Raw genomic sequence first — 21,825 nt, 5'->3', positions numbered from 1 at the left:
TGCTTCCGAATGCTCCTTGAGTCGATCTTCGGGCCCATCCAGGATCCGCACCTGCAGTCAAGCGCCCCTTCGTTCAGGCACGCCTTTCGATAAGCACCCGACCATGAAGCACCTGTTGACCCCCGCCATCGCAGCGATCATGCTAGCCTGCGGCTCCAACCGCCAATCCGTTGAATCGAAGCCTGCCCCAGAGCCCATCGCGGAGGAGGCTCCATCCAATGCCCCGCAACTGGGCGGGCCGGGCAAGGGCGATTCGCTCTTCCTCTACCTCGAGCGCACCCCTTGCTTCGGTCAGTGCAAGGCCTTCCGGATCGACCTTTACCGCAGCGGCTACGCCCTTTACGACGGCCGTGGCAACATGGAGAAGATGGGCCCTCACAGCGCGCGCGCGGGGGTCGATTCGCTCTTCACCATCGTGAATAAGGCCGAGGAGCTGGGCTTCTTCGCCATGGACGATAAGTACGACGCCGAAGTGACCGACATCCCCAGCACCTACCTGCGGATCATCGCCGATGGCAAGGACAAACGCGTGCTGGCCCGCGTAGGCGTGCCCCCAGCCTTCAAGAAGCTTGTGGCCGAGATTGAGGCCATGCTGCTGCCCATGCCCTGGGCACCGGTGTTGGCGGAGCCGTAGCCGCCATCACGGCCCCTTCCGTTCGTCCCTGAACGGTCCGTCACGGATGGGCTGCCCGGCTACATTTGGCGCCCCTCAGCAGGCCCAACCTGTGGAGGGCCAAAGACCAACCCCTCACCAATGAAGAAGTTCCTTTCACTCCTGGTCGCCGCGCTGGTGGCGATCGCCACCCACGCCCATGAGGGCATGTGGCTCCTCACCAAGCTCAAGCAGATCAACGAGGCCGAGATGCAGAAGCTCGGCTTCAAGCTCACAGCCGAGGACATCTACGACATCAACCGCAGCGGTGTGAAGGATGCCGTGGTGCGCCTGGGCCGTGGCTTCTGCAGCGGCGAGATGGTGAGCGCCGAGGGCCTCTTCCTCACCAATCACCACTGCGGCTACGACGCCGTGCAGGGCCTCAGCAGCGTGGAGCACGACTACCTCACCGATGGCTTCTGGGCCATGAGCCGTAAGGACGAGCTGCCCGCGGGCTTCAGCGTGAGCTTCCTGCAGCGCATCGACGACGTGACGGCCGAAGTGCAGGCCGAGCTGAACGACGGCATGACGGAAGAGCAGCGCGGCGAGGCGATCCAGGCCGTTGCCGGCAAGCTCAAGGCAGCCGTGGGCAAGGAGAATGGCATCAGCGCCGATTTCAAGGTCATGTTCGAGGGCAATGAGTTCTACCTCTTCGTGTACAAGACCTACCGCGATGTGCGCCTGGTGGGCACCCCCCCCAGCGCCATCGGCAAATTCGGCGGCGATACCGACAACTGGATGTGGCCGCGCCATACGGGCGATTTCAGCATGTTCCGCGTGTACACCGGTCCCGATGGAGAGCCCGCCGAGTTCAATGAGGCCAACATCCCCTTCAAGCCCAAGTGGCACTTCCCCGTGAGCATCGCCGGGGTGAAGGAGGGTGACTTCGCCATGGTGATGGGCTACCCCGGCAGCACAGACCGATTCCTCAGCAGCCACGGGGTGAAGCTCGCCCTCGATATCGAGCAGCCGAGCCGCGTGAAGATCCGCGGCCAGAAGCTCGAGCGCATGAAGCAGGACATGGACGCCAGCGATGCCGTGCGGATCCAGTACGCCAGCAAGTATGCGCAGGTGAGCAACTACTGGAAGTACTTCATAGGCCAGCAGCGCGGCTTGAAGCGCCTGCGCGTGTACGATAAGAAGAAGGCACAGGAAGAATCGCTCATGGCCTGGGTGAGCGCGGACCCGAAGCGGAAAGCGAAGTACGGCGAGATCATCGCCCTGCTCGAGCGCGGGTACAGTGACCGCGCCAAATTCGAGAAGGCCAGCACCTACATGCAGGAGGCCGCTTTCGGCTGTGAGCTGATCACCTTGGGCTTCCGCCTGCAAGGCTTGAAGGCGCAGCTCGAAACAGACCCCAAGGACGCCGCCAAGGTGGCCGCCGCCGTGGCTCAGGTGCAGGCCATGACCGCTGATCACTGGAAGGACTACAACGCCCCCACCGACGAGAAGATCACAGCCGCCATGTTCAACCTGATCCGCAACGATGTGGAGCAGGACCTGCAGCCGAGCGTGATGGCGAGCATCAACAAGAAGTTCAAGGGCAACAGCGAGTCCTGGGCCAAGTCCGTCTTCGCCACCAGCTTCCTGGCCGACCAGGCGCGCCTGGAGGCCTTCCTGGCCAAGCCCTCGCTGAAAGCCATGCAGAAGGACCTCGGATGGCAGGCCAGCGAGAGCTGCCTGAACCATTGGCGCAACATCATCGGCCCGGCGATGGCATCCACCGAAACCGACATCGAGAAGGGTTACCGCCTGATGGTGGCCGCCATGCGCGAGATGGAGCCGAACAAGAGCTGGTACCCGAACGCCAACAGCACCATGCGCCTCACCTACGGCCAAGTGGGCAGCTACGTGCCCATGGATGGCGCGTTCTACAAGCACACCACCACCGCGCGCGGCATCCTGGAGAAAGAGGACCCCACCAACGATGAGTTCATCGTGCCCGCGCGCCAGAAGGAGCTGCTGCTGAAGAAGGACTACGGCCGCTACGCCGATGAGAACGGCGAGCTGGTGACCTGCTTCATCAGCAACAACGACATCACCGGCGGCAACAGCGGCAGCCCGGTGATCAACGGCAACGCCGAGCTCATCGGCATTGCCTTCGATGGCAACTGGGAGGCCATGAGCGGCGACATCGCCTTCGAGCCCGAGCTGCAGCGCACCATCAGCGTCGATATCCGCTACGTGCTCTGGTGCATCGACAAGCTCGCTGGCGCCGGCCACTTGGTGAACGAGATGACCTTGGTGGAGCGCAAGCCCGTGGAAGAGCCGAAGGCGGAACTGTCTCCAGCGGTGGAGCCGGTGAAGCCTATGCCTGCGAAGAAACCGGCGGGGAAGAAGTAGAGCGGGATCACATCGCTTTGAGAGGGGGCCTGCGCCCCCTCTCTTGCGTTCAGCTACTTTCACCCCATGTCCGCGCCCAAGCTCCTCGATGCGCTTCCGCAGCTCGTGAGCGAAGGGCTCATCACCGCTGAGCAGGCCGAACGCATCCGCACGCGCTTTGCGAGCGATGCTGCACAGGGCACCAGTCGCATGCTGCTCGTGTTCGCCATCCTGGGCAGCTTGCTCGTGGGGCTTGGCATCATGCTCATCGTGGCGCACAACTGGGACGATTTCTCGCGGCCGGTGCGCACGGTGCTCGCGATCGCGCCGGTGCTGATCGGGCAGGCGCTGGTCTGGCATGCGCTGCGCGCCAAGCCCGATGTCCGCGCATGGCGTGAGGGCAGCGCCGTCTTCCTCGCCTGCGCGCTCTTCGCGTGCGTGGCGCTCATCAGCCAGATCTACCACATCGAGGGATCGCTCGATGGCTACCTGCTCACCTGCGCGCTGCTGATCCTGCCGCTGCTCTACCTGCCCGGTTCGTTGATCGTCTCGCTCGGCTACATCGCCACGGTCACGTGGCACGCGGCGGCTTATCACTGGGATGGCCCTGGTCGCATGGCCATGCCTTGGTCCTCGCTATTGCTGCTCTTGGCTGCTGTGCCCATGTACCTCCGCGAAGCACGGATCAGCGGCGAGCGCATCGGCTTCTGGTGGCTCAGTCTGTTCGCAGCACTGAGCGTGGGCTTGATCTCGCAATGGTTCTACCGCGATTGGAGCATCGTGCACGTATTCGGCCTGTTGGGCATGGCCGCGGCCTTCACGCTGGTGCCATGGCTGCACGCGGGCCGCGAGCTGCGCTCTTGGCCGTGGGCGCTCGTTGGTGGGGCGGCGGTGCTCATCAATTTCTTCGTGCTCAGCTATCGCGAGCCCTGGGGATTCCGCTCGGCGGATCGGGATTGGTCCATGGTGGATGCGAGCGAGGCGACCGTGATCGCAGTCTTGACGTGCATCGGAATCGTCGGGTATGCGGTGTCGCTTATGCGGCGCAGACCGCTTGAACGCTGGCCCTACCCGGAGGCCTTGGGCTTCTTCGCGCTCTGTTATGGCGCTGGCCTGCTGCAACCTTGGCTGGCGCCGTTGCTCGTGAACGCCGCGCTGCTCGCCATGGGCGTGGTCACGGTGCGCGCGGGCATCGCAGCCGATTCGCTCAAGCGCATGAACCTCGGACTGGCCATCATCGGCCTCACCGTGCTGCTGCGCTTCCTCGATACGGACATGAGCTTCGCGCTGCGCGGATTGGCCTTCATCGCCATCGGCGGCGGCTTCCTGTACATGAACCTGCGCATGGTGCGCCAACGCGACAAGCAGAAGCATAGCCCATGAACCGCAAGCCGCTCCTCTTCCTCGGCATCGCGCTCGCGCAGCTCGCCGTGCCTGCGTGGATGATCGCGGGTCGGGAGCGCATCCTGCAACAAGGTGAGATCTACAAGTTCCGCACGGCTCCTATCGATCCGCGCGATCCCTTCCGGGGCGAGTACGTGCGGCTGGAGTTCGAGGCAGAGCGCGGTTCCTGGCAAGCGCCGGATACCACGGTGACCCATCCGCAGGGCTATGCAGCCTTCGATGAGCAAGAGGCGTATGGCCTGCTCAGCGTGGACAGCAACGGCTTCGCGGTCATCAGCGCGCTGAGCGGGCATCCTCCGGCTGGGCAGATGTTCATCCGCGTTCTCTACAACTCGGCGAATGAGCAGCGCATCGACCGCGTGTTCCTGCCTTTCGACCGCTTCTACCTGGAGGAAGGGGACGGCGCGAAGACCGAGGAGCTCTTGCAGCCGCAATGGAACGATGGCCAGGTGTCACAGCCGCTGCCGGCTTACGTACTGGTGCGCGTGCTCAATGGCGAAGCCGTGATCGAGGACCTGATCGTGGATGAACGCTCCATCCATGAATGGCTCGCAGACACGACTTTGAGACCGAGCGCCGCCGCGCTCAGCGCTGCGGTGGATACCCTTGCCCTGATGGAGGATTCCGCATCAGCGCCTGCTTTTCCCGATCAACAACCGTGATCGAAGCGCCCACGCTGGCCATCACCGGCGCGAGCATCAGGCCAATGAGCGGGATCTTCATCAGCAGGCTGAAGCACATCCCGTTGGCCAGCACCGCGCCCAGCTGGCTGTTCACTGCGCGCGTGCTTTCACCGATGCGCATGCGCCGCCGCTCGAACACGTAATCGAACATGCTGAAGCCATAGAAGTACGACGACACCAGGAAGAGCAGGATGAAGCTGATGGGGGTGATGAGCGGCAGGAAGAAAGAAGCGATCCAGATGACGATGGTGATCGCCAGCTCGAGCACGCCGTTGCGCATGGCCACCAGTGCGCCGCGCAGGGCATCCTTCATCAACTGCCGCCAACTGAACGGGAATTGCCGGCCCGTGAGCTTCTCTTCTGCCAGCTCGCTCGCATAAGCCAGCAACGGCGAGAGCAGCACCAGCACGATGTACTTGTTGGCCACGAACAGCAGGTAGCCGATGGCCAGGCGGAGGATCCACCGCACGATCGTCTCCCGCGCACCGTTCACGGCGGCCTTCAAGCTCTCCCACCAGTCATCGGCGCTGGCCTGAGCCACGGGCAGCTCCAGCCACACGGCCAGTTGCGCGCTGGCGGCCTCCACCATGCCTTCCATGGCATGGAAGAACCCATAGAAGAGCGCCACCCACAGCACGATCGGCACCAGGAACATCCAGCCCATGCCATTGCGCAGGGTGAAGCGGAAGGCGCTGAAGAAGCCGTTGAAGCCGTTGCCGAGGTCTCGGGTGAAAGGCATGGGGCAAAGGCGGATTGGGGCCGGGAGGCTTTACTTGTGCACAACCAACCGATGCGTACCGATGCGTTCTCCTTGATCGAGCAGTTCAAGGATGTACACGCCTTCGCCGAGACCATGCAAGGACAGGGTATTGATGTATCCGTTCACACGTTGCACCATGGCTTTACGGCCAAGCGCATCGCGCACAACAAGCGTAGCCGCGCCGGGCACTCGTTCAAGTTCAACGGTGATGGCGTTGCTCGCCGGGTTCGGGTACACCATCATGGGCTGTACTTGGGCCTGTGGTTGTGAAATGCCCAATCCGATCTCTCCCCCATGCAGCCGCGAAACCATGCGCTGCAGTGTATCGTTGGTGGTGCCGTCGCTGTAGCCGTGATACGCGCCCCAGATGTAGTAATCGCCGCTGGGGGCGCGAGCAATGCCATCGATTGAGCCGTATGTCTGGACCATTTGACCCAGTTGGTATTCATAACTGCCGCAACCGCCGCCTGAGAAATAATAAGGCACAACGTTGCCTGACGTGTCAAGCATGCAAATACCATTGTGCTCGTTCCCTTCAACTTCAGAGAAAAGCCCGGTGACCGCCAGTAGGCCTTCGCCCATGGGAAGAACGCAGGATACTCCCGCATCCAAGAAGGTGAATTGCTCGCCCATGAGCATATCAAGCTCGTTGTTGAATGACGGATCTAGGCTGCCATCGGGCATCACGCGGATCAACTGGATCGTGTCGGTCTGATTCTCTAATCTGAAGGTGCCTCCGAGGTAGGCACGTCCATCGGGCAGCGGTTCCATGGCCCAGACATAGCCCCACGGTATCGGTGCATTGAAGCTCTCATCAAAAGACCCATCGGCATTCACGCGGATCACCTTGCCCACGGGCTGGCCTTCGTATTCGGTGCCCCACTGATGCACGAGGAACTTGCCGCCCAAGCCACCGGCCGTGCCTGCGGGGTATTCCTTGATCCTCCACACCGTGCCGTTGCCCGTGCGATGAACACGGGTGGTGTCCAGACGGCCGTTGTCGAAGAACCACACCAGGTTGTACGCGCCCTGCAAACCCAGGTGCTCTGCGTCAATCGTGTGGTATCCCCCCATTAGCACACGGCCATCGGGGAAGACATGGTAATCGCCGCCTTGGAGGGAATTGAAGTAGGGGTCCATGTTCATGTGCTGGAAGCTGTTGTCGATGGTGCCATCGGGCAGCAAGCGCCGCACGGTCTGACTGCCCGCCACGTAGAACCGGTCTTGCCAGGGAGTGAGCTTGGCGCCGCCGTAAGTGAACGGGAAACCCATATCGCGACTGCCATCCTGATTGAGGCGCGCAAGCGGCCACACATTGGCCTCACCTGGAAACTCCAGATTCCCAGAAACGAGGATCTGCCCATTCGGCATGGAGGCCAACGAAAAGATATTCTGCGCTGGAAGGTCCACGCGGAAATTGGTATCAACGCTCAGCGGTGCCTGCGCGCCGCTGCTGGCAGCGGCGCCTAGCGCCGCTGCCAGCATAATGCGCCTAATCATGGCTGGATGATCAAGCGTTCAGTCCCAGCCGGTCCGGTTGGGCACAGTAGTTCCACTGCGTAAGCCCCGGCCGGGAACGCGCGCGTATCAAGGATTACCTGACAGGCAGCCTGTATGACGGGCTCGGCATGCACAGTGCTTCCCAGCGCATTGCGCACCACGAGCTGTGAAACGCCCTGCTGATCGAGCAGATCATAGCTCACCACCACCCATGCATTGGCTGGGTTCGGCTTCAGCTTCAGCTTGGGCATCGTTTCCTCAGCGGGCTTCATGGGCCTGCGAACTAGGGCTTTCGGCTCCGCGCCTGCATCGCCCGTGTACGGGCTACGGCAGATGCCATAGTTGTAGCAAAGCAGGTTGCTTGCCAAGCTGTTGGGCCGGTCGTGCTCCACGTCGATGAACGCTTTGAGTGTGGCGATCTCGGCTTGGGTGAGCTTGGCTTCGGTCCGTGCATCGAGGTGCACGACCTCAATGCTGCACCACGACTCTCTGTATATCGATGCGTTTTCCATGCTGCAGCAGTTCGAGGTTGTACATGCCTTCGCCGAGACCATGCACGGAAAAGGTGTTGATGTAACCGTTCACTCCTTGTTCCATGACTATACGGCCAAGCGCATCGCGCACAACGAGCATAGCCGCGGTGGGCACTCGTTCCAATTCAACTGTGACAAAACCACTTGCCGGGTTCGGGTACAGTCGCATAGGTTGCTCCTCCGTGCGTGCGTGCTGCACCCCCAGCCCGATCTCCCCGCCATGCAGCCGCGTCACCATGCGCTGCAGTGTGTCGTTGGTGGTGCCATCGTTGTAGCCGTGGTAGGCGCCCCAGATGTAGTAGTCGCCGGAGGGGGCGCGGGTGATGCCCTCTAGTGCACCGTATGTGATGGTCATCATCCCGATCTGGTAATCATAGTTCCCACAGCCTGCAGCGTCCAGGTAGTGCTGCACAACCTGCCCGGTTGTATCCACGATGCAAAGCCCGCCGCGTGCTTGACCTTCTACTTCGGAGAACTCACCTGCCAATGCAAGCAAGCCGTGCCCGATATGCTCCACATCTAAAACTGCTGCATCAAGGGCCAAATGGCTCGCGTCCATCGTGAAATCTATGGTATTGTTGAAGGTGGGGTCCAGACTTCCATCGGGCATCACGCGGATCAACTGGATCGTGTCGGTCTCGTTCTCCAAACGGAAGGTGCCCCCGAGGTAGGCCCGGCCATCAGGTAGGGGCTCCATGGCCCACACGTAGCCCCACGGGATCGGCGCGTTGAAACTCTCATCCAAGCTGCCATCCGCGTGTATGCGGAACACCTTGCTCACTGCCTGTCCTTCGTACTGCGTGCCCCAGTGATGAACCAGGAACTTGCCGTCCAAGCCACCAGCCGTGCCCTGCGGGTACTGCTTCAGGCCGAAGACAGCGCCGTTCCCCGTGCGGTGGGTGCGCGTGGTATCCAGGCGGCCATTGTTGAAGAACCAAACAAGATTGTAGTCGCCTTGCAAGTTCAGGTGCTCCGCTTCAATGCTATGGTACCCACCCAGGAGCACTCGTCCATCAGGGAACACGTGATAATCCCCGCCCTGTCCAGAGATGAAATACGGGTCGAAATTCATGTTCTGGAAGCTGTTGTCGATGGTACCGTCGGGCATCAGGCGGCGCACCGTGCCAGCGCCAACGTAGAAGCGGTCCTGCCAAGGCGTGAGCTTGGCGCCACCGTATGTGAAAGGGAAACTAAGATCACGGCTGCCCTCGGGGTTGATGCGCGCCAAGGCCCGTACACCCGAATCATCCGGGAACTCCATCTGGCCGGACAAGAGAAATTGCCCATTTGCCATAAAGGCCAAGGATCTTACATTCTGTGCTGGTAGATCCACCCTGAAGCTCGTATCCACGGATAGTGGTGCCTGGGCACCACTGATGGCAGCGGCAATCATTGCAGCTGCCAGCGTGATGCTGCGCTTCATGGTCGAACGATTAGCTTCTCGGCACGCACCGCTTGCCATTCACCAATCCGCGCCTCAACCAGATAGCTGCCTGGAGCCATGGTGCGTGTATCCAGGACGACTTGACCTTCTAAATTGGCGAGCGGTAGGCTGTGCAACACCCGACCCATCAAGTCAAGTATGATCAACCGGGCATTATCTGTTGCTTCTGGCAACACATAATCGACCGCAACCCAGGCATTCGCAGGATTCGGATGGATGCTTAGGGTACCGTTGAGCGAAACAGGGTTTTTTGTGGGCGGTCGAGCAAGGGTCTTCAGGGCTTGCTCCGCATCGCCTGTGTACGGGCTGCGGCAGATGTTATAGTTGTAACACAACAAGTGGCTGGCCCATTGTGTGGGCTTGTCGTGCTCCACGGCGATGAAGGCCTCCAGCTCAGCGATCTCCGCTGGGGTGAGTTGCGCTTCGGCGCGGCCATCCAGATGCACAGCTTCCAAGAAGTCGATGTAGGTGAGCATCCGTGCGCGCTCGTCCGCCTCCCGTCCTTTCAGCTCGTGCTCCACATTCAGGGCTTCGATCACGGCGCGCGCGGCGGCGTAGTTGTGCCGGCCCAGCAGCAGCATGGCCTCGCCGTAGCGCGCCTCGGCGGTGCGCAGGGCCTGCAGGTCGGCGAGTTCCTCCGCCAGGTCGGTGCCTTCGTCCGCGTCATCCTCGGCGCGCAATTCAGCCAGCGCGTAGGCTGCCTCGCTCATGCGCAGGTGCTCCGCGCCCATCTGCATTTCCAGGGTCGCGCGGTAGGTGCGGTTATCCCAGCTCGCCACAATGTTCTCCAGGAGCTGTTCGGGCAGCGGCGCTATGCACTCGAATTCCAACCACCGTAAGAAACCGTCGCGTTGTGTGGCCTCCGGATTGGCGATGCAGATCTCCGCCCGCATGGCATCGGGGAAGCCGGGCTTGTCCATGGCCTCCTTCAGGGCATCCACACTCAGGTAGGGGCTCCTGCTTAGCAGGTAGGCGCGCAGGTCCCAATAGTCCTGCGGCCAGGCCTCTGCGATCTCCTCCAGCACCTGGTCCGTGCTGCCGCCATCGATCAGGTTGGCGTACAGAAAGCGCAGATCCGCATAGGCCAGCTTCGCCTGCTGCACCTCGTTCTGCAAGGCCAGCTGGTCCGTGCCGCCGCTGATAATGATGGGGCAGCCATAGAGCACTTGTGGGCCGCTCAAGGTGGGGGCGGCCATACCAGTGACGCTGGTCGGTGCGTAGTTGGCGGCCGCCACATGCCAATAGGTGATGAGCGATTGCGTGCTCACCCGCAGGTCAGTAGGGTCATTGACCCCGCCTTGCGGGTGATTGTCCAGGTAGTTGAGCGCGGGCACGTTCTGCCAGCCCTGGTTCATGCGGATTGTTTGAGCGGGCCACTGTGAAGCAAGGGATCCATTCGCAATCCTGCTCCAGATGTTCCACGCGTTCCCGTTGTTGGAGTTGCAGAGGTATTGCAATCCGATAGCGGCCGGGGCGCTGGTGTTGGCGCTGATCCCTTCGCCGACATAAGCTCGCGTGATGCTGTTGATGGTATTGCTGCGCACACTCTCGCTGCCCGTGGTGGTGTAGCCGATCACGATGCCCTCGGTCTCGGCGACCGGTTCGCCCACGCCGTTGAGCGTGTTGTTCAGCACGCGCAGGCCGTTGCAGCCGGTGAGGAAGATGCCGCGATGGAAGTCCTCCCAAAACTGTTCATCGGGGAAGTTGTCCAGCGTCACCGCGCGGTCGCCGTAAGTGAAGGTGTTGTTGCGGATGAAGGGGTACCGGAGCCCCTCGGCATACACGCCGCAAACATTGCTGTTGAATTGCGCGCCGATGACGGTGAGGCGGGGGCTTCCGCTGCTCACGGTGGCATGCACGCCATGATCCAGGCCGGTGAACACGTTGGGCGAAGCTCCTGCATTCGTGACCCACACCGTACTGTTGTGCGCCCGAATGCCGTAGCCCAGCTGGCTGCTGTATTGCGGGTATTCCCCGCTGTGCTCGAAGGCGCAGGCCCGGAAGCTCACGCGCACGCCATTGAGGTCGGCCAGGGCGATGGGGTTGTTGTTGCCGTGGATGTTGTCGAAGTCCTCGGTCCACTCGAAGCGGGCGTGGGTGAAGGTGCTTCGGTTGTTGAGCGCTGCAAGCCCATTACTGGAGAGCGCCGTGTACGGATCGAACATCACACCGGTGCGGCAGTTGCGGATGATGTTGATGGGGTCGGTGCTGGTGTCCTCCATGCGCAGCACGCCACCGGTCAAACTGGGATCATCTGCATTGCCCAGGCGCACGCCAATGATGGCTCCTTGCACAACACCTCCGTTGATGAGTTCAACGAGGCCCTGATGTTGCAAGTAACCGCTGCCGCCCTCTCCTTGGTGCTCAGTCGCATTGCCCCATACCTCGATGCCGCGCCACGGATCAGGCGCATACAATGCTTCGCGAACAATGCCACCGTCTATGACAAGTTTGCCTCCGGGATGCACCACGATGCGTGCCTGCGGCACCATGTGCAACTCATCCTGCACGGTGAGGGTGACACCAGCGGGTATCTCGATGTCCTGATAGAATTTCAAGGGGAAGTCCCAGGTCTCGCTTTGCGGTATCGGGTACGGCACTGGATCGTAACCCCACCCGTACTTCGCGATGCTGGACGTCATCAGATTCCGGTGCATGCGGCCAATCTGTAGCGGTGTGAGGCTCATGTCGTTCGCATCGGGCGTCCCCACGGCCATCAGGTTGTTGTAGTACGTCAGGGCATAGCCCACATCGCAAGGCGGGCTTGGCGGCGTACTCAGCCAACTTGGATAGTCTGCAGCGCTGGTGCCATAAACATCATAGAGGAACTCAGCTTGGTTCGAGTAGGAGCAAGTCTCCATCGTAGATGAAGGGTTCAGATAGATGTGCCTTAGCCCAAGCGCGTGACCAAGCTCATGCACCATTTCGTCCGCGTATTGCGCGAGTGCGAATTGGCTCAAGTAGATTGACCCATTGCACATCGAAACAGCTGCGTATGTATCACCCACAAAGGTGTTCTGTGTTACTGGGCAAGGTGGAGGTCCAGCGAATGGATTAGGCCCTCCGCATCTTCCGACATGTACATGCAGGGTGCCCACCGAATTTGGGTCCTCGATCAGTGCGGCGGTGGTGAGCAGATTTCCAAAGGTGGGGTTCCAGCTATTTTCGTACAGATAGGTGTCGTAGATGAAGCGGACATCCACCACCTTGAACCGAATCTTGATGTCCGTGTCCGGATAGCTGAAGCCGGGAATCAAGGAACTCGGCGCCTCGAGCTGCGCGAAGTAGGGCAGCGTGTACTGCTCGACCAGATCCGTTAACTCCTGTCGGCCCTCAGGAGTATCAGAGAACGAGAGAAATGGAATAACCGCTGCATCCCCATCCTCGTGCCGCCAGACATGCACGGTAACACTCACCGTCTTGTAGGCGGTTGGGGAATAGTTCAAGGCCGTGCCCAGTTTGTAGCTCCCTTGCTGGCCGTAATAGTTGCTCGCCCACGGGTTCACGGCATCGCAGGGTAATACTTGGCCCGAAGAGGTCGAAGACGTGATGGCAAGTGTGGCTATCGCAGCTAGGCGGACCAAGCGCTTATTCTGTATCGGCTTCATGATGTTCACGTTCATTGGAATGGCACAACGAACCTAGCTCACGGCCCCGATACTGACAAGCTCGCCCGATGGCTCCATTGGACCTTCTTGCGGACCACCATCGCTCATCCCCACCCTCATCCAGCCTTCAACCCACCCAACCTGTCATTGCGAGGCTCTGCGAAGCAACATCCCCTACGACTAAGTTTGCGCCCCATGGACCTCAGCAAGATCATCACTGTTGCCGGCAAGCCCGGTCTGCACCGCGTAGTGGCTCAGGCGCGTCAGGCGCTCATCACCGAATCGCTCATGGATGGCAAGCGTGCACCGGTGCCCTTGAGCGTGAAGGTGAGCAGCCTCGATGAGATCAGCATGTTCACCACCGGCGACGATGTGCTGCTGAAGGACGTGCTCGCGAAACTGCACGAGGTGAACGGCGGAGGCGCCGCCGTTGATTCGAAGAGCGACGACAACACCCTCTGGGAAGCGCTCCTCAAGGCCCTGCCCACTGCCGACCGCTCGCGCATCTATGCCAGCGACGTGCGCAAGCTCTTCACCTGGTACGGCCAGTTACTGAAGGCTGGCGAGTTCGAGAAGAAGGAGGAGGAGCCAGCGAAAGAGGCTGAGCACAAAGAGGCCGCTCCGGAGAAGAAGACCGTGGAGAAGGCCGCGAAGAAGAAGGCCGACAAGGCCGCCAAGGTGAAGCCGGCGAGCAGCGGCGCGCCCAAGGCAGCGGCCGTTCGCCGGGGTGGCCAGCGCGGCAGCTAGGCCGCCGCGATCCAAGCCCGGCCCGGAAGGGTTTCAAGGCAATCCATGAGGCGCGTCAGGCAGCAGGCTCTGCGCCCGGCTATCTTGCTCGCCCAACGCCACGCATGAAACTCCTCCGTACGCTCTCGGCCCGCACCCTCGCTCTTGCTGCCATCATCGGATTGGTCGCCGTATTGGTGGCCTGGAGCCAGGATCAGCTGCCGCGAGCAGCCGCCTATCACTCGCAGGCCGAGATCGACGCCTTCCGAGGCGGCGGCCAGGGGCTCTCCAGCGGCGCCAACAACTTCTTCCGCGCCAGCGGCGATTGCTACGGCTGCCACGGCCCGGACAACATCGGACCGGTGTTCGCCAACCGCGATGCCAACGGCAACGACGTGAACCCGATCGATGCCTGGCGCAGCAGCATGATGGGCAACAGTGCCCGTGATCCCTTCTGGCGCGCCAAGGTGAGCCATGAGGTGACCGTGAATCCGGCGCACCAAGAAGCGCTCGAGGACAAGTGCACCAGTTGCCACGCGCCGATGGGCCGGTACGATAAGCACCTCATGGGCGCTGGCCCGTTCAGCATCGCCGAGCTCGTGCAGGATCCCATCGCCCTCGATGGCGTGAGCTGCCTGGCCTGCCACATGCAGAAGCCGGACAGCCTGGGCTTGCTTTTCAGCGGCAACCTGAAGTTCGAGACGAGCGGCATCCTCTACGGCCCCTACGGCGGACCGGAGGAAGAGCCCATCTTCGGATCGCCCATGGCCGGCTTCGTGGGCTACGAGCCGCTTTGGGGGCCTCACCTAAGTGATGCAGGCACCTGCGCCGGCTGCCATACGCTGATCACCGAGACCGCCGACCTCGATGGCAACCTCACGGGCGATGAGTTCGTGGAGCAGGCCACCTACCACGAGTGGCTCAACTCGTCCTACAACACCGATGCGGATCCCGAGAACGGCCTCAGCTGCCAGGCCTGCCACATGCCGCGGATCGATGACGCCGTGGTGATTTCCGCTCTGTACGACTTCCTCACGCCGCGCACGCCTTTCGGTAAGCACCACCTTGTCGGCGCCAACGTGTTCATGCTGAACCTGCTCAAGCACAATAACACCGCGCTCGAGCTCACGGCCAACCAGGTGCATTTCGACAGCACCATCGCCCGCACCGAGCGCATGCTGCAGCAGCAGAGCTTGTTGATCGAGACCCAGGTGGTGGACCGTAACGCGGATCTCGCTTCCATCGATGTGAAGCTCACCAACCTCGCCGGCCACAAGTTCCCCAGCGGTTACCCAGCGCGCCGCGCCTTCATCGAGCTGCATGTGCAGGACGATGCGGGCAACACCCTCTTCCGCAGCGGCAACTGGGACGGCACGTACGAGGTCGTGGGTCACGATGCCGATTGGGAGCCGCACCACGATGTGATCACCAGCGAGGACCAGGCGCAGATCTACGAGATGGTCATGGGCGATGTGAATGGCGATAAGACGACCGTCCTCGAGCGCGCGAAGGAGCCCTTGAAGGATAACCGCCTCGCTCCGCTCGGATTCACCACCTCGCACATCAGCTACGACACCACGCTGATCGCCGGTGTCCCGCCGGACGACCTCGACTTCAACAAGTATCCCAACGGCACCGAGGGCAGCGGAACCGACATCACGCATTACCAGATCGCCATGGGTGGATATTCCGGCGCGATCACCATCACCGCGCGCGTGTGGTACCAGAGCGCGCCGCCGCGCTGGATGGAGGAGATGTTCGAGTTCAACACGCCCGCCATCGACACCTTCCGGGACATGTACGAGGCCGAGGACGGCAGCCCGACGCTGGTGAAGGAGGAGGTGATCGTGGATACGAGCCTCGAGATCGACAACCTCGCCGAAGCAGGGATCCGCATCTTCCCCAATCCAGTGCGCGATGGCCTGCTCCGCTGCGAAGGTCTCACCGAGAAGGTGCAGAGCATCGAAGTGCTCGATGTGAAAGGCGCACGCGTGGCCATGCTGCGTCCGAACGGAGAGCGCAGCTTCACCGTGCGACTGCCCGACGCGCCCGGCACCTACCTGGTGGTGATCGAAGTGGCCGGCAAGCGCTTCGTGGAGCGCGTGGTGAGGCCCTAGCGCTTCTACCTTGCCGCCATGAAGACCAGAAGCCTGCTGCTCGTCGCCGCGTTCGCGCCATTGCTCGCGGGCGCCCAGCATCCCGTGATCCAAGGCATCCTCGATGAGGTGCGCATCGACAGCATGATGCTTTGGGTGAGCGAGGTCAGCGGCGAGGTGCCTGTGATGATCGATGGGCAGGAGCACACCCTGCTGAGCCGGCACAAGAACAGCGAAGGCAACAACCTCGCGCAGGCGTGGCTGATGCAGAAGCTCGTGCAGCTCGGCTATGCGCCCTTGGAGCAGCCCTTCAACAGCACGGGAAGGAACATCCTGGTGACCAAGCCCGGCAATGGGAGCACCGAGGAGATCGTGATCATCTGCGCGCACTACGATGCCATGCCCGCCGGCATCGTGAACGCACCGGCGGCCGACGATGACGGCAGCGGCGTGGCTGCGGTCCTGGAGGCGGCGCGGGTGCTGCGCGACATCGACTTCGTGCATCCCATCGTGTTCGCGCTCTGGGACGAAGAGGAGCAAGGCAAGGTGGGCAGCGCATTCTATGCAGGCGCGATGGCCGCGAACGATGCGCTCATCAAGGCCGCGATCAACATGGACGCCATCGCCTACGACGGCAATGCCGATGCAAAGGCGCGCATCCACACGCGGCCCATCGCCAACTCGCTAGCCATCGCCGATACGGTCTTCAGCGTGCATCAGCAATACGGCATCGGCCTCGACCTGATCCTCACCAACCCGGGCGCAACCTACAGCGACCACGCTTCGTTCTGGAACGAGGGCTACGGTTCCGTGCTCGTGATCGAGGAGTTCACCAACGACGGCAACCCGCATTACCACACGCCCACCGACCTCACGCAATACTTCGACGTGCCGTATTATGAGAAGCTCGCCAAGCTGAGCATCGCCAGCACGGCCGCGCTTGCGATCCCGGTCACGGTCGACATGAACGTGGTGGAGGTCAACGCCGCGCCCCTGGCGCTATACGCGTACCCGAACCCCACCGGGGATGCCGCAGGGCTATGGATCGAAATGCCCGTTGCCAGCCGTGCGCGCCTTTCGATCCACGATGCGCTTGGCCGCGAGCTGGACCTGCTTCATGACGGCATGCTCCCGAGTGGGAAGTCGGCGTTCACGGTTGACCTACACGGGCTGCCGGCCGGCGGTTATGTGGCCCGCGCCGCGATTGAGGGCCGCGAGGTCAGGTCGGTGCGGTTGATGAAGCTGCCCTGATCAGTCCTTGGTGAAGGGCTTGGCCAACACCCGGCCATCGCGCTCGGTGATCAACAGGAAGTAATTCGAGGGCTTCAGCGCGCTCACATCAAGCGCGAGCACGCGATTCGCCACGATGCCCTGTTCCATCACGACCTCGCCGCTGAGGTTGATCACGGAGATCGATCGCGCATCTACGCCACCCAGATCAACGGTCAGCCGGTCGGCGGCGGGTATCGGGCTCAGGCGCACGTCGGCGGATTCCCTCACCTCGGCCACGCCCGTGGGGTCGATCACCGTGATGGTGCCGAACTGCGTAGCCGCATGCCCATTCCCATCGCATTCGTAGTTGTACACGCCCGGGATGGTGAAGGTGAAGGTGTACGTCCAATTCCCGCTTGCGGTGTTGCCGCTGGTGAAGCCTTGCGGGTTGCTCGGGAAATCGCTCAAGGTGCCATTCACGTTGTGCGTGCCGCTCTGGTTCTCCCAGCGCACCTGATCGCCCACGTCGATGGTGAGGAATTGCGGGCTGTAGTAGGGGTCGGTGCTGCCGATGGTGCTGCCTCCGGATTGCACGATCCAGAGTGCGGCGGAAGCGGTGAAGGGGAGCAGAAGAAGGATGGAGGCGAGAAGACGCATGCGGTTCTTGAGTTTGGCGCGAAAGATACCCGGGGTACTAACCGGGCCCGATCTTCCTGCGCACCATGCTTGGCATCGCACTCACCGGACGTCCGGCCGCACGTGTTCGTCGATATAGCCCAGCACCTTCTCCATCAGGTGCAGGCGGTCCTTGCCGCGCACGTTATGGCCATGGCCCGGGTAGTTGAAGAAATCCACCTGCACGCCAGCGGCCACGCAGGCCTTCAGGAACTGGTAGCTGTGCTCGGGCACAACCGTGTCGTCCTTGCCGCCAGTGATGATCAGCAACGGATCCTTCAGGTCCTTGGCGATGTTGCTCAAGGTGGTGGCGGCATAGCCTTCAGGGTTCTCCTGTGGCGTGTCCATGTAACGTTCGCCGTACATCACCTCATACAGGCTCCAATCGATCACCGGCCCACCGGCTGCGCCGGCCTTGAACACGCCGGGATGCCGCGTGAGCATGGCGGTGGTCATGTGCCCGCCGTAGCTCCATCCGTGGACGGCTAAGCGGTCGCCATCCACCCAAGGCTGTTCCTTCAGCCAGGCCACGCCGCGCATCTGGTCCTTCACCTCCACCACGCCGAGCTGGCGGTGCACCACTTGCTCGAAGTCACGGCCACGGCTCGGCGTCCCATGCCCATCCACGGTGAAGACCACATAGCCGCGCTCGGCCGCGTGCAGCATCCATGCGGGCGCGCCTCCGAGGAAGGAGTTGCTCACCAGCTGCACATGCGGTCCGTTATAGACGTAGATCAGCACCGGGTAGCGCTGCCGCGATTGGAAGGTGCTCGGCTTGATCACGCGCGCGTTGAGCCTGTCGCCGTTCTCGCCTTCGATGCTGAGGAGTTCGATGGTGCCCACCTGATGCCCCGCGAACGGGTCCTTCGCGTCAACGAGGGTCTTCATCGCTGAGCCATCGCGCGTGTTGCGGATCATGCTGCGGTTGGGCACCGTGAGGCTGCTCCACGTGTCGAGGAGGTATTTGCCATCGCTGCTGAGCTGGCCGTGGTGCGTGCCAGGCTCGCTCGTGAGCCGCGTGGTGCGCCCGCTGGCGAGGTCGATGCGGAAGAGGTGCGTCTCCATTGCACCGGCGGGATTCTTCGGGTCGATGTTGCCCGTGCCCTCGACGATCGCGAATGACTCCTTGGGGTCGAGGCCCACGATGCGCTCCACTTCCCACGCGCCCTGGGTGAGCTGGCGCACGAGCCCTTTCTTCACATCGTAGAGGTAGAGGTGCTGCCAGCCATCGCGACGGCTGCGCCAGATGAACTGCGTGGGCCGTGTCTTCAGGTGGCGCGCGGCCTGAAGCGGCTCGATGTACTTCTCGTCGCGCTCGGTGAACACAGTGCCTTCGGCTTCGCCGGTGGCGGCATCGTAGCGCACCATGCGCAGGTTCTGCGTGGCGCGGTCGATGTGGGCCACGAGCAAGTGCTGCTCGTCGGGCTCCCAACTGATGTTGGTGAGGTACTGGTCCAGCGGCTCGCCCGTCTTCAGGAACACGGTGCTGCCTGTGTTCATGTCGTGCACGCCGATGGTGACGTGGTGGCTGGCCTGCCCCGCCATCGGGTAGCGGATGGGCTCGAATGTGCTGGGCTTGGTGCCGATGTCCTCGAGCATGTAGGTGCTCACCATGGATTCATCCATGCGGTAGAAGGCGAGCTTGCCGCCCTTCGGCCCCCAGAAGAGGCCTTTCTCCACGCCGTATTCCTGCCGGTGCACGCTCTGGCCGTTCACGATGCCGTTGCCGCCATCGCTCGTGATTGGCGTGGGCTTGTTCTTGCCCTGGCCGGCGCGCATCACCAGGATGTTATCGTCCTTCACGAAGGCCACGGCTCCAGTGCTGGGCTCGATCTCCTCATGACCGGCACCGGCCTCGATCCTCGTCACGTCCTGCAATTCGGCTTTCGCGAGGTCGTAGGCGTAGAAGCGCTGGTTGTGAACGAAGGTGAAGCGGTTCGCATTGCTCCAGGTGATTGGCAACCACGCTTTCAGTTTGGCGCTATCCGGAAGCTGCGCATTGATCGCGCTCAATTCCACCAGCACGCGGTCCATGCTCTTGCCGATGTCGCCGCGCATGAGCTGCTCGCCCTTCACGTAGCTGTAGCGTTGCGCGCCTTCGATCCATTGCAGGCCGCGCAGGCGCTCCGGCGCGAGTTCGGTGCCGGCCTTCAGAACGGCATCTTTCAAGGTGAGCGGTTGCAGCTGCGCGGAAAGCAGCAGGGCTGTGCCAACGAATGAGGGCGCCAGGAGCGCGCGGAGTGCGAGCATGAGATTCGGGTTGCGGTGGGCGAAGATGCCGAAAGCGCCTGATCACTCCGGATCACTGAACGCCGGATCGTTCAGGAAGCGCTCATCGGTGAGGGCCATGGGCTCAGCACCACAACATCACCGGTGCGCAGGCAGCTCCTTCATCACCATGTACCTGAACCGCAGGTCCATCTCCCGGCCCTCCAAGGTATCGAGCATGGTTTCCGTTACCCGCAGGGGGTACAGCACTGGCCCATCGGGGCCTTTCATGATGCACAGCCATTGGTCCCAGCTCAACCCCTTAGGCTGGTTGGCGAGCAGCACGGCCAGGGTGGTGGCGTTCAATGGCGAGGGCTGCTTCGCAAGCACTGGCTGCTCCGGTTGAGGCGGCGCTAGTGCCAACACCCAAATGGGCAGCAGCGCAAGCAAGAGAACGAGTGTGCGCTGTCTCATGGCTCCATAAGGATGATGCGTGTGCTCAGCAATCGTGATCCCCAAACGAGACGGCACTGGTACATCCCCGATGCCGCTTTCAGGTCCAGCGCATGCTCACCGGTCCATGGCGAGATGCGCCGCCGCAGCAGCGCGCGGCCCTCCGTATCCAGCACCTCCAAATTGCCCGCCTCCGGCTGCCCGGGCCAGCGCAAGAGCACCGTGCCGGTGGTTGGGTTTGGGCTGGCGCGCAGCACTGCATCGCCGGGCCATTCCAAAGCGCCGGTGCTCAGATCAAGGCTGTCGCAAACGCTGCCCACAACCGGGCCTAGGCCGTAATTGGGGCGGTAGGGAATTGAGTTCGCTGACCATGTTGCGCGGTGGTGCCCATGCTGCACCACACCGCAGGCATCGCCAGGCAGGTCCGGCTCGTTGATCACGTGCATGTAGCGGGTGCTGTTGCCGGTGCTGATGTAGATGCGGCCATCGCGGGCCAGCATGGGGTAAACGAAATAGGTGGCGAAGACGGGGTTGTCGTCATAGAAGCCGTCGTAGAAAGCCACCGTATCGATCGCTGCCAGGTCGCCATCCGGCTCGAGCTGCAATTGGTAGATGTAGATCCCAGCGGGCACGTAGATCTTGGAGCCATCGGGGGAGAACTGGCCCACACGGAATGTTGCTTGTTCAGTGAAATTCACGTTGCGCCGGTTCGAAAGGATCCCGGTGCATCGATCGAAATCGTAGATGTCCAAGCCGCTGACGAATTGCCCGTATGCTAGGCGATCACCTTGCATGGAGAAGATGGCAGCTGGAGTTGAGCCCTCCATCACATCACCGATAGCCTGATAGAACGGGCCATCGATCCCGCTAGGCGAAAGGAGAAAGAGCACGAATTCATCGTTCATCATGCCATGGCTCAATAGCCACCAATCGCGCCCATTGGCGTGCTTTACTACGCCCAGCCCACCCCTGAGCATCGGTTCCTCAAGCAGCACATTGTTCTTCGAGGAAACACCAGCCAGGGTATCGCCATCAAGGCCTTGAACGATCACCGAGTAGTACAGCTTGCTTGAATAGACATTGTTCGAAACCGGCCAGTACGCATCCGGTACATTGTGGAAGAGCAGGAACGAATCCGGATGCGCGGGCCAGGGCACGATCAGTTGTGAATAACTGGCGCGGAGCCCATCATCGGTGCTGCCTATTGAGGATGGATTGAAGCCATCCCCGTTGAGCATGGGCAAATGTGCCGCATTGTTGAAGCGCCAACCGTTCATGTACGCGAATAGCGAATCCTCTTCATTGGTGATCATCGCCACACCTTCTTCCATGAAGAGGGAATGAGGCTCCTGCACGCTGTACGTGACCTCATCGGAAAGGAAGAGGGTCTTGTTCCCGCCAAATGCTGGTGCTGGACCACCCGGATACCCTCCCGCCCATCGGGCATCGTATTGCTGGCAGTGACCAACGCAAACGAAGAATAGAGCATGCCATAGGGCCATGCAGCAGCAAACGACTGAGCCTCGTTCATTGGACCGCGAAGCCCAGG

Annotated in this window: 16 protein-coding genes; 7 read left to right on the top strand and 9 right to left on the bottom strand. The window is 61.8% G+C overall.

From position 1 onward, the window contains the following. Positions 1 to 103 precede the first annotated feature (103 nt). From IPM12_02520 to IPM12_02505, 4 genes are all read left to right on the top strand, one after another. On the top strand, positions 104 to 634 hold the full coding sequence (locus IPM12_02520; GenBank protein MBK9146677.1) for a hypothetical protein: 531 nt from the start codon (positions 104 to 106) through the stop codon (positions 632 to 634). Between the two features lie 120 nt (positions 635 to 754). Further along, positions 755 to 2,995, top strand: a complete 2,241-nt coding sequence (locus tag IPM12_02515; GenBank protein ID MBK9146676.1) for a S46 family peptidase — start codon at positions 755 to 757, stop codon at positions 2,993 to 2,995. 66 nt (positions 2,996 to 3,061) lie between these two features. After that, positions 3,062 to 4,357 (top strand): DUF2157 domain-containing protein, encoded by a 1,296-nt coding sequence (locus IPM12_02510; protein ID MBK9146675.1) that lies wholly within the window; start codon positions 3,062 to 3,064, stop codon positions 4,355 to 4,357. Then, positions 4,354 to 5,040 carry a GDYXXLXY domain-containing protein gene (locus IPM12_02505; protein MBK9146674.1) on the top strand — a complete coding sequence of 229 codons (687 nt, stop codon included), beginning with the start codon at positions 4,354 to 4,356 and terminating at the stop codon, positions 5,038 to 5,040. The genes IPM12_02510 and IPM12_02505 overlap by 4 nt, the downstream gene beginning before the upstream one ends. Here IPM12_02505 and IPM12_02500 read toward each other — a convergent pair. Genes IPM12_02500 through IPM12_02480 form a run of 5 tightly spaced genes read right to left on the bottom strand, consistent with a single transcriptional unit; the run spans position 4,964 to position 12,906 of the window. Beyond that, positions 4,964 to 5,800 carry an EI24 domain-containing protein gene (locus IPM12_02500; protein MBK9146673.1) on the bottom strand — a complete coding sequence of 279 codons (837 nt, stop codon included), beginning with the start codon at positions 5,798 to 5,800 and terminating at the stop codon, positions 4,964 to 4,966. The two genes, IPM12_02505 and IPM12_02500, sit on opposite strands and share 77 nt — an antisense overlap. A 30-nt stretch (positions 5,801 to 5,830) precedes the next feature. Beyond that, a complete protein-coding gene (locus tag IPM12_02495) occupies positions 5,831 to 7,321 on the bottom strand; it encodes a T9SS type A sorting domain-containing protein (protein ID MBK9146672.1) in 1,491 nt (496 codons plus the stop codon). After that, positions 7,318 to 7,833, bottom strand: a complete 516-nt coding sequence (locus IPM12_02490; GenBank protein ID MBK9146671.1) for a hypothetical protein — start codon at positions 7,831 to 7,833, stop codon at positions 7,318 to 7,320. The genes IPM12_02495 and IPM12_02490 overlap by 4 nt, the downstream gene beginning before the upstream one ends. Further along, on the bottom strand, positions 7,790 to 9,277 hold the full coding sequence (locus IPM12_02485) for a T9SS type A sorting domain-containing protein (protein ID MBK9146670.1): 1,488 nt from the start codon (positions 9,275 to 9,277) through the stop codon (positions 7,790 to 7,792). The genes IPM12_02490 and IPM12_02485 overlap by 44 nt, the downstream gene beginning before the upstream one ends. Beyond that, positions 9,274 to 12,906: a hypothetical protein gene (locus tag IPM12_02480; GenBank protein ID MBK9146669.1), complete on the bottom strand. Its 3,633-nt coding sequence runs from the start codon at positions 12,904 to 12,906 to the stop codon at positions 9,274 to 9,276. The genes IPM12_02485 and IPM12_02480 overlap by 4 nt, the downstream gene beginning before the upstream one ends. A 195-nt stretch (positions 12,907 to 13,101) precedes the next feature. Between IPM12_02480 and IPM12_02475 the strand changes: the two genes are divergently transcribed. The 3 genes from IPM12_02475 (at position 13,102) to IPM12_02465 (ending at position 16,979) form a co-directional block, all read left to right on the top strand. Further along, on the top strand, positions 13,102 to 13,653 hold the full coding sequence (locus tag IPM12_02475; GenBank protein MBK9146668.1) for a DUF5606 domain-containing protein: 552 nt from the start codon (positions 13,102 to 13,104) through the stop codon (positions 13,651 to 13,653). Between the two features lie 104 nt (positions 13,654 to 13,757). After that, on the top strand, positions 13,758 to 15,749 hold the full coding sequence (locus IPM12_02470; protein MBK9146667.1) for a T9SS type A sorting domain-containing protein: 1,992 nt from the start codon (positions 13,758 to 13,760) through the stop codon (positions 15,747 to 15,749). An 18-nt stretch (positions 15,750 to 15,767) separates the two neighbouring features. Next, positions 15,768 to 16,979: a M20/M25/M40 family metallo-hydrolase gene (locus IPM12_02465; GenBank protein MBK9146666.1), complete on the top strand. Its 1,212-nt coding sequence runs from the start codon at positions 15,768 to 15,770 to the stop codon at positions 16,977 to 16,979. Here IPM12_02465 and IPM12_02460 read toward each other — a convergent pair whose 3' ends face one another. The 4 genes from IPM12_02460 to IPM12_02445 form a co-directional block, all read right to left on the bottom strand. Beyond that, the gene (locus tag IPM12_02460) at positions 16,980 to 17,597 is read right to left on the bottom strand and encodes a hypothetical protein (protein MBK9146665.1); all 618 of its coding nucleotides are present in this window, start codon (positions 17,595 to 17,597) and stop codon (positions 16,980 to 16,982) included. It abuts the gene before it with no gap. A gap of 81 nt (positions 17,598 to 17,678) precedes the next feature. Next, positions 17,679 to 19,865: a DPP IV N-terminal domain-containing protein gene (locus IPM12_02455; protein MBK9146664.1), complete on the bottom strand. Its 2,187-nt coding sequence runs from the start codon at positions 19,863 to 19,865 to the stop codon at positions 17,679 to 17,681. Positions 19,866 to 19,982: 117 nt separating this feature from the next. After that, positions 19,983 to 20,297 carry a hypothetical protein gene (locus tag IPM12_02450; protein MBK9146663.1) on the bottom strand — a complete coding sequence of 105 codons (315 nt, stop codon included), beginning with the start codon at positions 20,295 to 20,297 and terminating at the stop codon, positions 19,983 to 19,985. Next, positions 20,294 to 21,778, bottom strand: a complete 1,485-nt coding sequence (locus IPM12_02445; protein ID MBK9146662.1) for a T9SS type A sorting domain-containing protein — start codon at positions 21,776 to 21,778, stop codon at positions 20,294 to 20,296. The genes IPM12_02450 and IPM12_02445 overlap by 4 nt, the downstream gene beginning before the upstream one ends. Positions 21,779 to 21,825: the final 47 nt, after the last annotated feature.

It is taken from the genome of Flavobacteriales bacterium (genome assembly GCA_016716605.1).
Lineage (GTDB): Bacteria > Bacteroidota > Bacteroidia > Flavobacteriales_F > PHOS-HE28 > PHOS-HE28.
The sequence above is the reverse complement of the archived record's forward strand: the minus strand, read 5'-3'. Positions and strand labels throughout refer to the sequence as shown.

Excerpts from the sequence above, each read along its gene's own strand:
- IPM12_02520 (MBK9146677.1), top strand. The coding sequence starts at position 104 with ATGAAGCACCTGTTGACCCCCGCCATCGCAGCGATCATGCTAGCCTGC.
- IPM12_02515 (MBK9146676.1), top strand. The coding sequence starts at position 755 with ATGAAGAAGTTCCTTTCACTCCTGGTCGCCGCGCTGGTGGCGATCGCC.
- IPM12_02510 (MBK9146675.1), top strand. The coding sequence starts at position 3,062 with ATGTCCGCGCCCAAGCTCCTCGATGCGCTTCCGCAGCTCGTGAGCGAA.
- IPM12_02505 (MBK9146674.1), top strand. The coding sequence starts at position 4,354 with ATGAACCGCAAGCCGCTCCTCTTCCTCGGCATCGCGCTCGCGCAGCTC.
- IPM12_02500 (MBK9146673.1), bottom strand. The coding sequence starts at position 5,800 with ATGCCTTTCACCCGAGACCTCGGCAACGGCTTCAACGGCTTCTTCAGC.
- IPM12_02495 (MBK9146672.1), bottom strand. The coding sequence starts at position 7,321 with ATGATTAGGCGCATTATGCTGGCAGCGGCGCTAGGCGCCGCTGCCAGC.
- IPM12_02490 (MBK9146671.1), bottom strand. The coding sequence starts at position 7,833 with ATGGAAAACGCATCGATATACAGAGAGTCGTGGTGCAGCATTGAGGTC.
- IPM12_02485 (MBK9146670.1), bottom strand. The coding sequence starts at position 9,277 with ATGAAGCGCAGCATCACGCTGGCAGCTGCAATGATTGCCGCTGCCATC.
- IPM12_02480 (MBK9146669.1), bottom strand. The coding sequence starts at position 12,906 with ATGAAGCCGATACAGAATAAGCGCTTGGTCCGCCTAGCTGCGATAGCC.
- IPM12_02475 (MBK9146668.1), top strand. The coding sequence starts at position 13,102 with ATGGACCTCAGCAAGATCATCACTGTTGCCGGCAAGCCCGGTCTGCAC.
- IPM12_02470 (MBK9146667.1), top strand. The coding sequence starts at position 13,758 with ATGAAACTCCTCCGTACGCTCTCGGCCCGCACCCTCGCTCTTGCTGCC.
- IPM12_02465 (MBK9146666.1), top strand. The coding sequence starts at position 15,768 with ATGAAGACCAGAAGCCTGCTGCTCGTCGCCGCGTTCGCGCCATTGCTC.
- IPM12_02460 (MBK9146665.1), bottom strand. The coding sequence starts at position 17,597 with ATGCGTCTTCTCGCCTCCATCCTTCTTCTGCTCCCCTTCACCGCTTCC.
- IPM12_02455 (MBK9146664.1), bottom strand. The coding sequence starts at position 19,865 with ATGCTCGCACTCCGCGCGCTCCTGGCGCCCTCATTCGTTGGCACAGCC.
- IPM12_02450 (MBK9146663.1), bottom strand. The coding sequence starts at position 20,297 with ATGAGACAGCGCACACTCGTTCTCTTGCTTGCGCTGCTGCCCATTTGG.
- IPM12_02445 (MBK9146662.1), bottom strand. The coding sequence starts at position 21,778 with ATGGCCCTATGGCATGCTCTATTCTTCGTTTGCGTTGGTCACTGCCAG.